The sequence below is a fragment of the Mesorhizobium sp. M0140 genome (assembly GCF_040322475.1).
Classification (GTDB): Bacteria; Pseudomonadota; Alphaproteobacteria; order Rhizobiales; family Rhizobiaceae; genus Mesorhizobium.
Genome location: NZ_JAMYTM010000012.1, coordinates 102,566 through 115,952 on the forward strand (window position 1 = coordinate 102,566; position 13,387 = coordinate 115,952).

Annotated in this window: 11 protein-coding genes; all 11 read left to right on the forward strand. The window is 64.2% G+C overall.

Going from position 1 to position 13,387, the window contains the following annotated elements:
• Window position 1: 1 nt before the first annotated feature.
• Genes tssF through NKJ37_RS14820 form a run of 11 tightly spaced genes read left to right on the forward strand, consistent with a single transcriptional unit; the run spans window position 2 to window position 13,384 of the window.
• On the forward strand, window positions 2-1,876 hold the full coding sequence (tssF, locus tag NKJ37_RS14770; protein WP_352774196.1) for a type VI secretion system baseplate subunit TssF: 1,875 nt from the start codon (window positions 2-4) through the stop codon (window positions 1,874-1,876).
• Window positions 1,840-2,907, forward strand: coding sequence for a type VI secretion system baseplate subunit TssG (tssG, locus tag NKJ37_RS14775; protein ID WP_023809145.1), 1,068 nt, complete (start codon window positions 1,840-1,842; stop codon window positions 2,905-2,907). The genes tssF and tssG overlap by 37 nt, the downstream gene beginning before the upstream one ends.
• On the forward strand, window positions 2,904-4,376 hold the full coding sequence (gene tagH / locus NKJ37_RS14780) for a type VI secretion system-associated FHA domain protein TagH (RefSeq protein ID WP_023809146.1): 1,473 nt from the start codon (window positions 2,904-2,906) through the stop codon (window positions 4,374-4,376). The genes tssG and tagH overlap by 4 nt, the downstream gene beginning before the upstream one ends.
• A 3-nt stretch (window positions 4,377-4,379) precedes the next feature.
• Window positions 4,380-4,832 carry a type VI secretion system lipoprotein TssJ gene (gene tssJ / locus NKJ37_RS14785; protein ID WP_023809147.1) on the forward strand — a complete coding sequence of 151 codons (453 nt, stop codon included), beginning with the start codon at window positions 4,380-4,382 and terminating at the stop codon, window positions 4,830-4,832.
• Window positions 4,833-4,871: 39 nt separating this feature from the next.
• Window positions 4,872-6,206, forward strand: coding sequence for a type VI secretion system baseplate subunit TssK (gene tssK, locus NKJ37_RS14790; protein ID WP_023809148.1), 1,335 nt, complete (start codon window positions 4,872-4,874; stop codon window positions 6,204-6,206).
• Between the two features lie 4 nt (window positions 6,207-6,210).
• Window positions 6,211-7,533: a type IVB secretion system protein IcmH/DotU gene (gene icmH, locus NKJ37_RS14795; protein WP_023809149.1), complete on the forward strand. Its 1,323-nt coding sequence runs from the start codon at window positions 6,211-6,213 to the stop codon at window positions 7,531-7,533.
• Window position 7,534: 1 nt separating this feature from the next.
• On the forward strand, window positions 7,535-11,071 hold the full coding sequence (gene tssM / locus NKJ37_RS14800; protein ID WP_352440780.1) for a type VI secretion system membrane subunit TssM: 3,537 nt from the start codon (window positions 7,535-7,537) through the stop codon (window positions 11,069-11,071).
• A complete protein-coding gene (gene tagF, locus NKJ37_RS14805; RefSeq protein ID WP_023809151.1) occupies window positions 11,053-11,601 on the forward strand; it encodes a type VI secretion system-associated protein TagF in 549 nt (182 codons plus the stop codon). The genes tssM and tagF overlap by 19 nt, the downstream gene beginning before the upstream one ends.
• Before the next feature lie 19 nt (window positions 11,602-11,620).
• The gene (locus NKJ37_RS14810; RefSeq protein WP_196815287.1) at window positions 11,621-12,466 is read left to right on the forward strand and encodes a DUF4150 domain-containing protein; all 846 of its coding nucleotides are present in this window, start codon (window positions 11,621-11,623) and stop codon (window positions 12,464-12,466) included.
• Window positions 12,467-12,475: 9 nt separating this feature from the next.
• Entirely contained in the window at window positions 12,476-12,901 is a 426-nt protein-coding gene (locus NKJ37_RS14815; RefSeq protein WP_023809153.1) for a hypothetical protein, read from the forward strand.
• 3 nt (window positions 12,902-12,904) lie between these two features.
• Window positions 12,905-13,384: a hypothetical protein gene (locus NKJ37_RS14820; protein ID WP_023809154.1), complete on the forward strand. Its 480-nt coding sequence runs from the start codon at window positions 12,905-12,907 to the stop codon at window positions 13,382-13,384.
• The last annotated feature ends 3 nt before the right edge of the window (window positions 13,385-13,387 follow it).

The following is a 13,387-nucleotide window of genomic DNA, read 5'->3' on the forward strand; positions in this document are numbered from 1 at the left end:
GATGGATCGGGTCTTCGTGGAATATTACGAGGAGGAACTGACCCATATCCGTGCGCTGGCGGCGGAATTTGCCGACCTGCATCCGGCGGTGGCGCGCAATCTCTCCCTCGACACGGTGCCGTGTCCGGATCCGTATGTCGAGCGGTTGCTTGACGGCGTCGCTTTTCTCGCGGCGCGCACCCGGCTGAAAGTCGATGCCGAGCGCTCGCGGTTTTCACGCAGCGTGCTGGATGTCCTCTATCCCGATCTGGTCACGCCGGCGCCGGCAACGGCTATGGTGGTGCTGAAACCCGGCCAGCAGGTCCAGACGATGGTTGCCGGCCATGTCGTCAAGCGCAACACCCGGCTGGTTTCCGGCCTGCAGCCCGGCCTTTCGACGCGCTGCACCTTCACCACCGCCCAGGACGTCACGCTGTGGCCGATAGCGGTGACTTCGGTAAGCTATTTTCAAGATCGCAGCGCGCTGGCGGCGGCCGGCATAGGGCCGATCGGCGGTGTGGCCGGCGAGGCGGCGCTCCGCATCGTGCTGGCCCGAACCGGAAAAGGCAGGCTCGACGAATTGTCGCTCGACAAGCTTGATCTCTATTTTTCCGGGCGCACCAAGGCACCCTTGATTCTCGACGCGATTTTTGGCGCTTGTTCGGCCGTTGGCGCACGCGCGGAAGGCAAGACCAACCCCGTATCGCCCTTGCCGGAACCCGAAATGATCGGCATCAGCGACGACGAAGCCCTGATGCCTCGGACCCGTCCGACATTCGAGGGGTACCGTCTGCTGCGCGAATATTTCATGATGCCCGAGCGCTTTCACTATGCGCGGGTTTCCGGACTGCAGCCCGTCGTGCGCCGATGCGCCGCCGGGCTCGAGATCATCTTCATGTTCAGGCGTCCAGTGCCCGAGCTTGCCGACTTGACCCCGGCCGATTTCGAACTTTTCGCAACGCCGATCATCAATCTCTTCGAGCGTGAGTGCAACGTCATCGAGCTTGATCCGCGCAGGACGCGCCAGGTGCTGCATGCCGACCGAACGCGGGCGCGTGACTTCGAAATCTATCGGGTCATCCGCGTGGAGGACGCCGACACCGGGGCCAGCGATGCCGAAATTCCGGAGCTCTTCAGCCTGGGTCAGAATCGTGGCAGTGGCTGGGTCTACTCGACCGAGCGGCGTCCTCGTCGCGCGACGGAAGACGAGCGGCGCGACGGGCTGACCCGCACCTCCTACGCAGGGGACGATGTTTTCCTGGCAATTTCACGCCCGGTGGAAAGCCAGGCGAACCGGTCGCTGAAGCGTGTCGACATCGTGGCGCTTTGCACCAACCGCGATCTGCCGATCCTCGATGACAATCCCACTTTGACGCTGGAGGCCGGCGACCCGGTCGAAACGGTGCGGCTTCTCGGCGCGTTGCGTCCGCCTCGCCCGGCCATCCCCGCGGCGCTGCCTTCGGGCGCGGCGGGCGAATCGCGCGCCGACAATCTCGCCTGGCGGCTGGTGGCGCAACTGGCGCTCAATTTTCTCAGCCTTGCCAAGGAAGGCCGCGGCGTCGATCCGCTGCATGCGCTGCTTGATCTTTACGCCGACCGGGGAGATCCGAGCCTTGCCCGCAACGTGCATTCGATCGTTCGCATCGACTCGCGGTCGGTCATCGAACGGCTGCAGATCGACGGCCCGATGTGCTTTGGACGTGGCACGGAAGTAACATTGCATGTCGACCAGTTGGTCCTGGCAGGGCAAAGCACATTGCTGCTTTCGGCCCTGCTGGCACGGCTGTTTGCCCGGCATGCCGGGATAAACGGCTTCGTGCGAACCCGTACGCGGCTGCTGCAGAAGCAGGAGGATGTGCCATGGCCGATGACGCCCGGCAATCGCTACCTGATCTAGACACAGTCGACCCGAACCATGCCGAGGCGCTGTCCGGGACGTTCGACTTCTTCGAACTGTTGCGCCGACTCGAACGGAGGGGCGGGCTGTTCGGCTATTCCGGCTCGCCAGAGCGCGAGCCTGCAAGGCTCGGACAGCATGTGCGTCTTAGCTTTTCGGCCAGGGACGTGGTTGAATTCCACGACGCGAAGGACAAGGCTCCGGCCAGGGTCACCGTCGCAAATCTCGGCCTGATGGGACCCGAAGGTCCGCTGCCGCTGCATCTGACACGCTGGGTGCTCGATCGTCTGTCGCAGCGCTGGTTCACCGGCGCCGATGCCCAGCAAACCAGCGACACGACATTCGTGGACTTCGTCAACATTCTTCAGCACCGCATGATCGCCCTGTATTATCGGGCATGGGCGGATGCGCATCCGGCCGTACAGGTCGAACGCGCGGTCGGCGGGCGCGTTCGCGCCATGCTCGAAGCCATGGCGGGAATAGGACTTCCGGGCACCCAGAACACCGATCTCGATACGGTGAAGCTTCGCCAGGCGGCTTCGCTCGCCAGCCAGGTCGACGGCCCGGAACGGCTGACGCTGTTCCTGGCGGAAGCGTTCAAGGTGCCGGTTCAGATTAAGGAGTTCATCGCCGCCTGGATAATCATCCCAACCGGGCTCCAGACCCGTCTTGCAAAAGCCTATGCAGGGCTTGGCCGAGGAGCGACAATCGGCCCGCGCGTTTTCAACCGCCAAAGCCGAATCGAGCTCCGTGTCGGCCCGCTGGGGTACGAGGACTTCAAGGCGTTCCTGCCCGGTGGCCAGCGGTTCAAACTGTTCAAGCAAGCCGTTCGCGACATGGTCGGGGAATCGCTCGACGTCGATCTGCGCATCGTGCTTGCGCGGGAAGCCGTGCCGCCGCCCCGTCTCGGAGCGGTACAGCTCGGCCGAACTGCCTGGCTTGCGCGGCCTGTTGAAAGGGGCGATGCTGACGATCTGCGGCTGCGCACAATCGTCGGATGGCAGCCGGAAATGGCGGGGGTCGCGACATGAGCCTGCTGCTGACGCTGGAGCAAGGGCCACGCACCCAGGCCGTACGGCACACCCGGCTGGACGAAGGCGACCTGGTGATCGGCCGCAGCGCGGACGCAGGCTGGCAGATCGACGATCCCGACATGTTCGTTTCGCGAGCTCATTGCAGGATCTCGGGCGGGCGAGATGGATATTTCGTCACCGATACGTCAAGCAGCGGATTGTTCATAAACGATTCTGACAGCCCGCTCGGCGCCGGCAAGTCGACGCGTCTTCAAAGCGGTATGCGGCTAAGACTGGGCGACTACGTCGTCTATGTCGATCTGCAGACGCCAACCGCCCAAGCACCCACAGCCGGCCAGCCGGCTCCGGAACGCCTGCCGCCGGCATCCCGGGCGCCGGTGAGCATCGGCCACGACGACTTCTTTTCCGCCACGGTCGAAGAAGAGCCGCGACGGCCACGTCCGGCGGATTTGCCGGACCCGTTCGAACGGCCGGTTCCAGGCGCGTTCGAGCGTGCCACCTCCGGCCAGCGCAGTTCGCCTGGTTTCGATGACCCGTTCAGCCTCGATCCGGTTTCAACGCCTGTGTCGAAAAATGCCGCCTCTTACCGCGAACCGGGCGGCGCGGCGAACCAGGCGGACCCCTTCGGCCTCGACCCCGTGCCGTCTCCCAGCCGGGGAGCCGAGCCCGCTCATGGAAAGCCGTCCGATTTCAAGGATGATTTTGGTTTCGGATCGGCCGCGGCGCCCGGTTCGGCAAACGGCACCGGCTCGGCCGGGCAGCGCGAGCGCATCGCCCAACGACCACAATCCGCCAATCCCTGGGATTTGCCCGCGCAAGCGGCTGACGTCCCGCCTCCGGCGCGGGCAGGTGCTGCTGCCAAACCCGCCCGCCTGCCGGCAGCGCCGCAACTGGGGGACATGGCGCTCCGCTCCGCATTCCTGCATGGCATGGGTGTCGAGGAAGCCGATTTCCCCGAGCGCGACAGCATTGCGGAAATGGAGAAGTTTGGCCGCGAATATCGGTTGATGATGGAAGGCCTGATGCAGCTTCTGCGCAAACGGGCCGAGGAAAAGGGAAACGCTCGCGTCGCCCAGACCATGGTTGGGGCTTCCGAAGTCAATCCGCTCAAGTTTCTGCCGACGGTCGACGACGCCATCGTCACGCTTCTCGCCGAGCGCAGCCCTGGATTTCTCGCCGGCGAAGCGGCAATCGCCGACGCGGTTCGCGACCTCGCCCAACATCACGTGCGCGCCTGGCGCGGCGTACAGGGCGCCTTGCGGCGGATGATTGACCGTTTTGACCCGACAGCGATCGAGGAAGAGCTGAAATCGAATTCCGCGATCGGCACGCTGCTTTCGGGCGGACGCAGCGCCAAGCTGTGGGAGCTTTACCAGAAACGCCACCGTGAAATCGCCGAGAGCGCGGAAAAAAGCTTTCTGGGCGAAATCGGCGCTGATTTTCGGGATGCATATGAGGAGGAGTGAGACATGATCGATCGACGCGAATTCATTGTCGCCTTGGGCGCAACCGGGCTGCTTACGGCTTGCCAGAGCGGGCCGCCGAAACCATCGGTGATCACCGTCAAACTGACCGGCGGGGCCGGTATGAACCCGGGACCGGGCGGCGGCGACCGGCCGGTGACGGTCCTCGTCATGCGGCTGCGCAGCACCGGCAAATTCAATTCCGCCGACTACTTTGCCTTGCAGGGGGATGCCGGTTCGGCACTCGCAGGCGACCTCATCGGATCCGACCAGATAGCCGTCGGGCCGGGAAAGACCGCGTCCAAGACCATCACGGTCGAGCCGGACGCGACGGCGCTGGGCTTCGTTGCACTGATCCGCGAGCCCGGCGGCCGGAACTGGCGGACGACCAAGTCAGTGTCGGCGGGATCACAATTTACGGTCAACGTCTCGCTTGGCAGCGGCGGCATTTCCGCCTAACGCCCAGGGCAAGGGGAGCTCGATGCAGAGAGTAGCGGCATGAGCGATGCAAACAGGGTGCTGTGGTCCGAAGGTCTGTTTCTCCGGACCCAGCATTTCCAGCAGCAGGATCGCTTTTTCGAGGCGACGGTGCGCGGCGCGTTGCAGGCCGGGCAGTTGCATACGTTCGGCTTCCAGCAGCTGACGCTGGATCAGGCATTGCTGGAGGCCGGCCAGATCTCGATCCTGTCCGCACGGGGCATCTTTCCGGACGGAACACCTTTCTCCATTCCAGACATGATGGACGCGCCGCGACCATTGCCGGTCACCCCGGACACGAGCGCCGGGCCGGTGCTGGTGGCCTTGCCTCTGGAGCCTCCGGGAGGTGTCGGCTTCGATCCGGCACACGCAGCCGCCTCGGGAGCACGCTATCACGGGCGGGTCGTTTCGGTGCGTGACGCCGTCCAGGGCGGTTCAGATCCTGAAGAAATCGAGATCGCCCGTCCGCAGGCGCTGCTGCTTGCACCCGGCAAGTCGGTCGGTGGCTACACAGCCTTGCCGATAGCCGACCTCAAGGGGGTTCGAGCCGATGGTGGCGTCTCTCTGGACGAGACCTTCCTGCCGCCGACACTGATTACCGGCGCGGTGGCCTGGTATCGGCAATTGCTTCTGGAAGTTGTCACAGGCCTCGAGCAGATCGCCGAGGCGCATGGCAAGATGGTCATGGGCGGGCCTGGGCGCAGCGTCGAAGATCTGCTGATGCTCAATCTCGCCAATGCGGCGCGTCCGCGGCTCGCCCACATGCTGGCGCAGGATGTCTTCCATCCGGCCGAGCTTTACCTGGAACTTGCCGGGCTCGCTGGTTCGATGGCGACCTACGGATCGAGCGCGCGGCGCCTGGGCGAATTACCCGCTTACGATCACATGGCGCCAGGCCCCGCCTATTCGGCGCTGGCGGATGCGCTGCGCTCGCTCATCCTCAGCCTGCGTTACATCGAGCCTAAATCGCGTGCGCTGCCTGTCATGCGGCATTCGACCAATGTCTGGAAAATCCGCATCGACAACCCGAAGCTGCTGGTGGCCAGCCGGATCGTCATCCGGGTCGGTTCGGAGCTGTCGGAGGACGCGCTGCGCAAGATATTCGTCAATCAGGCGACTGTCGGCTCGGCCGACCAGTTCGAGGGCCTGTGGAAATCGCGATTGCCCGGCATTCCGCTGAAACCGCTTCATTCCCAGCCGCGCGAGATCCCCTACGATGGCGATCGGCTGTGCCTCGAGCTGGACCAGAAAAGCGAGCATTGGGCCTCGCTGCTCGATGCTCCCGGCTTTGTCATCGGCGTTTCGGGCGTGTTGCCAAGCGAGCCGCAGGTGGACTGCTATTCGGTGAACAGGTGAGATCATGAGCCGCGATGATCCGTTCGGACTGTCGGATGATCGCGAACGCACCCGCATACGACTGACCGGCGCGCCGATGCCGCGACCGATGGCGCCGCTGTTGCCGGGGGCGGTGGTAAAGCGGTCTCGGACCCACCCGAACGCGCTTGTCAACGCATTCGCACCCTTGCTCGAGTTCGCTCCCGAGCTCGAGAGTGCGCTGCCGCCGGAGAATCCGGAAACGTTGCGCACCCGATTGCTCGAAGAACTGGTTCGGGCACGCGACATGGCAATGTCGACGGGATCCTCGATGGAGAGGGCCGACCAGGCAGCCTGGATCGTGGCGGCGTTGCTCGATGATCTGGCTCTGAACACGCCCTGGGGTGGGGCCAGCGCCTGGCCTCGGCAGCCGCTTGTGGTCATGCTGCGTGGCGATGTCGATGCCGGCACGCAGTTCTTCACGCGTCTCGACGAACTGGAACGCCATCCCAACCGCGATCGCGAATTGCTGGAACTGCAGTATGATTGCATGGCGCTCGGTTTCCGCGGCAAATATCGCGTGCCTGGGCGATCAGGCGACCGTTCGCTCAATGCCGTTCGCGTGGCGGCGGCACGCTTCCTGCGCGATGCCGACGCTGAAGGCGCGCCACTGTCGCCAAACTGGAAGGGCGTGATCGCATCCGACGAGCCGCAGCGCTTCATCGTTCCGATCTGGGTCATGGCGCTCGGTGCGGCGGTTGTTTCCACAGCGATCCATATCGGGCTCTCGATGGGACTGAGCAGCCAGGCGGTCGAGCTTTCCGCACTTGTGCGCACCTTGCCGCCGCCTGCACGCGGCGACATCAGCCGTACGTCGCCCAAGGTCGAGGCCCCGCCGCCGGAGAAAGTGGATTTTGCGCTGTTGCCGGAATTTCAGGCCGGTGCACCGGCCGACCTCAGATCCGCCCTCAGCGGCACCGAGAGCGTCTCGCTGGCCAAGCTGATCATCCAGGCCTCCAACCCCGAACTGTTCCAGTCGTCGCGGCCACAACTGACCGAAGGCTTCGAGCCTCTGATCGGTTCGATCGCCAAGGTGATCCTCGCCAATCAGGAGCTGATCGGAAACATCACGGTGATCGGTCATACGGACGGCGTTCCTCTGCAAAAGACCAATCCGCTGTCGACCAACCAGCGGCTGTCCGAGGCTCGCGCCCAGACGATTGCCGACATGCTGGTCCAGAACGGAGTGCCACGGGACCGCGTCCATTCCGAGGGCCGCGCGGCCACCGATCCAGTGGCCAGCGACAGCACGCGCCAGGGGCGAGCCTTGAACCGCCGCGCCGAGGTGCTTGTCGAAAAGAGGCTGTGAGATGTTCATCCTGCGCTTCCTCTGGGCGGTTCTGACATCGCGCTGGCTGTGGACGCTGATCGGCATCACGCTGCTTTCCCTGGTCATCTGGGTGTTCGGTCCGATCGTCAGGGTCGGTGCCTACGAACCGTTCGCCTCTGAAAATGTGCGCATCGTCATCATCGCGCTGCTGGTCATCTTCTGGCTGATCTGGCTGATCGTCGCCCAGCGCCGGGCGATCCGCGCCAACCGCCTGTTCGTCGCCGACATTGCCGCGCCCGCGGTGGAAAAGCCGCTGAGCCCCGGCGAAGAGAACGTCGCTGCCGTGGGTGCCAAGTTCGCCGAGGTGATGGCCGAACTGAAGCGCCGCAAGCTGGGCGGCCGCAAGTTTCTGCGCGACATGCCGTGGTATGTGATCGTCGGGCCGCCGGCCACCGGCAAGACCACGGCTCTGCGGCAGTCCGGACTGAATTTTCCGATCGACCTCACCGACGACCTGCAAGGGGTCGGCGGCACCCGCAACTGCGACTGGTTCTTTTCCGAAAACGCGGTTCTGATCGATACCGCCGGCCGCTATGTGCAGCAGGAGAGCCAGCCCGATGTGGACGCGGCGGAATGGCTGGGCTTCCTCGACCTTTTGAAGAAGCATCGCGGCCGCCGCGCGCTCAACGGCGTCATCGTGGCGCTTTCGATCGACGTGCTTTCGGAGGGCGACGAAGCCATCAAGGCGCACGGCCGCAAGATCCGCCGCCGGTTGGCCGAGCTCAACGACCGGCTCGAAATCCGCCTTCCGGTCTATCTGATGCTGACCAAGGCCGATCTGATCAAGGGTTTCGAAGCCTTCTTCGGCGGTCTGTCCACCGCCTCGCGCGAGCAGGTGTGGGGAACGACCTTCGCGCTGGATGCGCGCGTGGATGCCAAGACCATCGAACGCGAAATTTCGACGCTGGCGACGGAGCTGGAGCGGCGGCTGGTGCCGCGCCTGGAGGATGAGGAAAAACTCGCCGCCCGTGCAGAGATCTTCCGGTTTCCTGCCCAACTCGCAAGCCTGTCCGAACCGATCCAGGTGCTGGTCGAGGCGATGTTCGGCGAAAGCCGGTATGAAGAGGCTGCATGGCTGCGCGGCCTCTACCTGACGTCGGCGACTCAGGAAGGGGCGCCTATCGACCGACTGACCGCGGCGCTGTCGTCGTCTTTCGGTCTTCCGCCACGGCGGGTCCTGCCCGCACCAAGGGTCGAGAAACGCAGCTTCTTCCTGAAGAACCTGCTCACCGAAGTCATCTTCAAGGAAGCAGGCCTGGGTACGTTCGACCCGCTGGCGCAACGCCGCCGCGCCTGGATCTGGCGGGGCGCGGCGGCTGCCTGTGCCACAGCGGGCTTGCTGGCCAGTGCGGTGTTTGCCTGGTCCTACTACGACAACCGCAATGCGATCTCGGCCCAGGCAAGCCAGTTCGAAGCGCTGCAGACGCCGTTGACCTCGGCTGCCGCAAACCCGGCATCGGTGCAGCAGCCTGCCATCGACGGCGCGCTCGAGGCAATGGACGCGGTCTCAAATGCCCGGACAGCACCGCCGGCCGCTGTCCAGGATCTGCTAGGGCCATCGGCCTCGGCGGAACTGGTGCGGGCTCAGACCGACACCTACGATCACGCCTTGCGCAACGTGCTTGAGCCGCACATGGTGGCCCTTCTCGAGGCCACCATGTGGCGGCAGATCCGCGATCCGGATTTCATGCTCGGCGCTCTCAAGACCTATCGTATGATGACGGGTCTGTCGCAGATGGATCCCGACTACACCCAGAACTGGTGGGTCAACAGCCTTCCCGAATTCGCGGCCGCAGCACCATTTCCAACCGCCGATGCCGAAGAGCATCAGCTTGCGGCCATCCGCCGGATGACGGTCGACGAAAGCTATATCGAGCCCGACCAGGCGCTGGTTGCCGAAGCGCTGAAAACGGTATGCACGATTTCATTGCCGGCGCGTGCCTACAAGCAATTGCTGGCCGATCCGGTAGTGGCCGGGCTCAAAGAATGGATTCCGGCGAATTTCGCCGGTCCCAACGGCGCCAAGGTTTTTGCGCGTCGCTCCGGCAAGACGCTTCGCGTCGGCATTTCGGGAGCATTCACCTATGCAGGCTTCCATGACGCCGTTCTCGACCGGATCGAGGATGTGGCAGCACAAGCGGCGCTGGATCGGGCGGTCTTCGCCGGGGGCTGCTCCGAGAACTCCGAAACGTCCGTGTCGGCGCTGTCCGAGGACATCCTGAAGCTCTACTACGACGACTATATCGCACAGTGGGACAGCTTCCTGCGCGATATGAGGCTGGCGCCGTTGAGCGACCTCAATGTCGCCAGTGAGAATCTGAAGGATCTTTCCAGCGCCGATTCAGCGCTGAAACGCCTGCTCACGGCGGTCGTTCAGGAGACCGAGCTTACCCGGTCCGATGAAGCGCCGGCCGACGACAAGGCGGCGGCCAAGGGCGGCTCGAAACTGCTCGGCAAACTCGGCAAGCTCGGCAAGATCGTCAAAACGGGGGCAAAGCTGCTTCCACGCGCGGGCTCAGCTGACGAGGTGGATCTTACCGGCAACCTGGTGGCCGAACACTTCAAGCCGCTCAAAGGTGCTATTGCCGAGGTCGACGGCCAGCCGCCAGCACTCGACGCCGCGGTGGTGGCTTTGACGGCGCTGTCCAACGTTTTGCAGACGGTCACGGCCAATCCCGATCCCCAGGATGCCATCAAGAAGCAAGGCGGCCTCGCCGAACTGACGGGGGCGGTCGCAAGGCAAGCGCAAATCCTGCCCGACCCGGTCGACGACTGGCTCGGCGGTGTCGCCGGCGACACCAGCGGGTTGACGCAAAAGGCGGTCACCTCGGAGCTCAACGCCATCTGGCGCGCCGACATCCTGCCCTTCTGCCAGGCGGCGCTCAACGACCGCTATCCGTTCAGTCCCGAAAGCGCGGTGGACGTCAATGTCCGCGACTTCGCCCGCCTGTTCGGACCGGCGGGCCTGATCGACGCGTTCACCAACGACCATTTGATCAGCTATGTCGACACCGCCAGCCAGCCGTGGAAATGGCGTGCCGATTTCGGCCTCGACCCTTCGGCGCTGGCGGCTTTCGAGCAGGCCAGGCGGATACGCGACGATCTCTTTCCCGGCGGTACAGGACCGGTGATGAGCTTCACGCTGGAACCCAAGGACCTGTCTCCGAACGTCACGCGCGTAACGCTCAATCTCGATGGCCAGACCCTCGTCTACTTCAACAACGCGACGCGGCCGCAACCGATGACCTGGCCCGGCAAGGACGGCACCGGGGTCATCTCGCTCGCCTTCCAGCCCATCGATGGTTCGCCCGAAATCATGCTCAACGAGACCGGCAGCTGGGCGTGGCTGAGGATGCTGCGCAGCGGCCGATTCACTGGAACCTCGCTGTCCGATGTCTACAGCCTGCGGCTGGGCACGAAAGGCATGTACGCCGATTTCGAGCTCAAGGCCGCCAGCGTCGAAAACCCTTACAACCTGCAAATGTTCAAGAAATTCTCATGTCCGCCGCAGATATGAGCACCGGCTTCTTCGGCAAGATTCCGGCGACCGGAGATTTTGTCGCCGCGAACTTGCCGCGAGCGTTCATCGACCGCTGGGACCGGTGGATGTCGATGGAACTGCGCGAGAGGCCAGACGAGGGGGAATTGGATTCGCGTGTCTGGCGCTTCATCGTCAAGGGCGGCATTTTCGGCGACCAGCCCTGTGCCGGCGTCTGGCGCATGAGCGAGGATCGCGTCGGCCGCCGTTATCCGTTCGCCATCGTCCGGCTTGGGGCCCCGCCGGAGCCGGGCGACCCGTGGTACGATGCAGTGGCCTCGCTTCTTCAGAACTGCGTCGACAACTACTGGGCGCAGACCCGGCTGGCCGAAAGCCTTCAGATTTTGCCACCTCCGGGCGCCGCCGCCGCGACCGACAAGATCGCATTCTGGAGCGACGACTGGGAGGTCAGGGAGTTCGGCTTCGCCGACATCCACGACCTTGCTCAAAATGCCCTGCCCGCGATGCGCGGCATCGCCGGAGACGGCGGGGTCCTGAGCCATGGGTAACACGGTCTACGCCGAAAAGATGGGCTTCTTCCACCAGGCAAGCGGCGGCAAGGGCGTCGCGCCGGGCGACGTCTGCCTCAGCCCGCCGCCGCCGCCAGCGGGACCGGTGCCGGTTCCATATGTCAACATGCTTTCGGCCAGCGATCTCATCAAAGGCAGCAAGAGCGTCAAGGTGCAGGGAACACCGACGGCGCTGGAGAACTCTTCCGAAGTGGCGCTGAGTACGGGCAACGAAGCGGCCACGCCTGGACTTGGCGCCGGCGTGGTCACCCATCGCATCAAGGGTAAGGGCTCGTTCAAGCTCTGGTCGTTCACGGTCAAGGTCGAGGGCAAGGGAGTCTGCCGCCACGGCGATCCGATGGAGCAGAATACCGCGAGCCCGCTGCCGAACACGGTCGACGTGTCCGCCATGGTCGACTTCTCGGTGGTGCTGGGCAAGGACGCGATGAAGGAAGACTGCCCGCGCGACTACAAGTACTCGGAGGACTATACCCCCACGACCGAGACCCAGCGCGCTTCCGTGCAGGGGCAGACCTGCTGGCAGTGCAAGAAGGACCGCGCCAACATCCTTCGTCGGGCTTCAGGCCCAGCCAAGGACAAGGCGCTGAAGGACATTGACAAGAAAATCAAAAGGCAGACTGACGGCAAGGTCACGATGATCGCCGATCACCAGCCGCCGCAGAAGACCGCGTGGGAGATGGGAGCGTGCCACGATCCGGGCAGCTTCGCCCAGCGGATGCGCGACCTTCCGTGCCAGCCGCATTGTCATGCTCACAGCATGGAGCAGTCCCAGGATATGCGCGCACTGGATCGCCGCGAGCTTTACGATGCGATGAACAAGCACATTGGCGGCCTGGGCATATAGAGATATGAAATGATCTCGATAACGTATCAAGACATCTATGATCGTTGGACAGACGAGTTGAAGATCGTCGTGCCACCATTGCTGGAATGGTGGCATGACCTTCGTGCGCAGGAAGTCAACAGGGAGCTTGTCGACGCCCGCTGGCCGGCGGGACCAGCGAGTCACCCTCGGGTCATTGCCCTGTTTCGGAAGTACTACTTCGAAACGACGCGACTGAACGACTTGCTTTCGGGCGGCGGGCCGGAGCCCGGGAGGAGCGAGATGTGGGGCTCCGAGGCCAAGCAGTTGTCCGAAGGGAGCGAGGGGGACGGGCCGGTCCCACCCGTGACGTTGCTCCTCTCCTGGCTGGGCGACACCGAGCCCGAGCTGGCGGACTTCATGAGGCCGTTCGACTTCATTCCCATCGGGGAAGATCCGGAATTCGAGGAGTCCTGAGCGATGGCACTGCTCGTCAACCACAACATCCAGAACGGGACCTACCGGCTGCTGCGCGCGCCCGGTGACGTCCGAGGCCGCGCGGAAGGGACGGCGCCGGGGACCGGCTCGGCTGGACATCGCAGCCTGTTCGCCGCCTATCTGCTCGATTTCGTGGACGTGTTCGCTGTCGCGTCCGAGACATGGAACGCGAGTGTCGAGGAGCGCATGGAGACCGGCCTGCCGATGGGCGAGGCAATCCTCCGAACGATCGAGGCCAAGGGGCTTGCCGGCCCCGCCGGCCACCCGAGGGTGGTCTGGCTCGTGCGCAAGTACTGGCTCGCGTGCGACAAGGAAAACCGGCGTTCCGCGTCGAGTGCGGTGCCTCCCGAAGTGTTACTTCTCGAGTGGCTGATCCAGGGCGGCCATGACGACTATGCGACGCTGCTGACCGCGATGCCCTACTGGCCGATCGGCCTCGACGAACACGGCAATTGGTGCTGAGCG